The organism is Vibrio sp. Vb0349 (genome assembly GCF_033338975.1).
In genome coordinates, this window is sequence record NZ_JAWOTS010000172.1 from 1 (window position 1) to 1,478 (window position 1,478).

Below are 1,478 nucleotides of genomic sequence, written 5' to 3' on the forward strand. Positions count from 1 at the left end.
CGTCTTTAAAGGTGATGATGCGTGGCAGTGTGGCAATGGCCTGTGAAAAACGACCGATATCGTGGAAATCACCTGTTAGCTCGATATTTAGTGGCAATCGATACAGGAAGTTTTCAGATTGCTTTTCTCCCCAATCGATGCGAGTAAACGTTAACTTGTTGTCGATACCGAGTTCGTTTACCGACGCCAACATAGTAGCCAACTCTTTTTGTGCCGGTAGTTGTTGCAACAGCAACTCATAACGCGTAGTGAGCTCGTCCAGTTGAGATTGCAACTGAGGCAATGCAGCCACCTTGTTGGCTTTTATGCGCAATGCCACTTTTAATGTTTGCTCCTCTTGAATCAAATTGTTCAAGCGAGCCTCTTCTGGCTTTAAGTAAAACCAATAACCAAACCCTTGGATAAGAAGAACAAGCAGGCAGATCACTACAAGCTGAGGCAGTAATGGCCATTCAGCAATCTCATCCATTTCTAGATCTTGCCAATTAACCATGTTGTTTTCCCTCTTTCTGCTCTTCTACCGTGTTAAACATGAAGGACACTTTAAAGGTCTGAAACTCTTTACCAAAACGGGCTTTTCCGTGCACGATAGAGTGCATTTCAACGTCCAGTAGCTTGGCAGAACGTTCCATGTTATCGAGCATGGTTGCTAGCCGAGGTGTACTGTCTGAAATACCTGAGATTTCAATTTCTAGATCGTTCATTTTGATCTTGTCGACATACACGCCTTCTGGAATAACAGCAGGCATGAGGTTCATAAAATCAGTGGTTTTATTCCGACCATTTTGCAACGCTTCCACAACTTTCAAGCGTTCCAAGATTTTGCTGTGTTCAAGCTCCGCGATCTTCATCGCTTCTATCCGCTTATCTAGATCGGAAATGTACGTTGTTAGATAGTCGAGTCGCTCTTGTTGAAGATCTTGTTGATACTCATAATATTTGCCAACGCCCCACTGAATCCCCAACGCCACCATGACGCCCAATACCACCAAACCGACAAATCGACGACGATGCTCTTCCCTTTGATTTTCGCGCCAAGGCAATAAGTTAATGCGATAAAGCACGCACACCTCCTAACCAATGAATGCCACGGATCGCCAGCCCTGCAGCTGTCGAAAAATGTTGCCAATCAGCCGCTCGTCGCTTGCGTTTCGACACTTTCATTTCAAACAGTCCGAGTGGGTTTAGCAACTCGCACTCCAATGCCAACTGATGCGAGAGCTCTTCTGCCAACATTGGCGTCGATGCCCCCTCGCCCGATAACCAAATGCCTTTGATGTTTTGCGAACCGTTGATCGAGGTATAGAGCTGCATTTGACGTTTTACGCGCTCAACCACTTGACGATTGAACTGTTCCGTTTTGGCTTGAGCATCATCAGAGAGTAAGTCTTCTTGTGACGTCCCCATTGAAATACGAGTACCGCACGCAAACTCCTTATGAAACAGTTCGCCTTGCTCGGTAAACATGGTGAAGATCG

The 1,478-nt window shown here is 45.8% G+C and carries 3 protein-coding genes; all 3 read right to left on the minus strand.

Annotated features, from left to right (window positions below):
• The coding region (locus tag R7Q47_RS24265) for a type 4a pilus biogenesis protein PilO (protein WP_318089762.1) at positions 1-493 on the minus strand (493 nt) is incomplete at its 3' end.
• Positions 486-1,064: a PilN domain-containing protein gene (locus tag R7Q47_RS24270; protein WP_005480484.1), complete on the minus strand. Its 579-nt coding sequence runs from the start codon at positions 1,062-1,064 to the stop codon at positions 486-488. The genes R7Q47_RS24265 and R7Q47_RS24270, both read right to left, overlap by 8 nt.
• The coding region (pilM, locus tag R7Q47_RS24275) for a pilus assembly protein PilM (protein WP_318089764.1) at positions 1,048-1,478 on the minus strand (431 nt) is incomplete at its 5' end. The genes pilM and R7Q47_RS24270, both read right to left, overlap by 17 nt.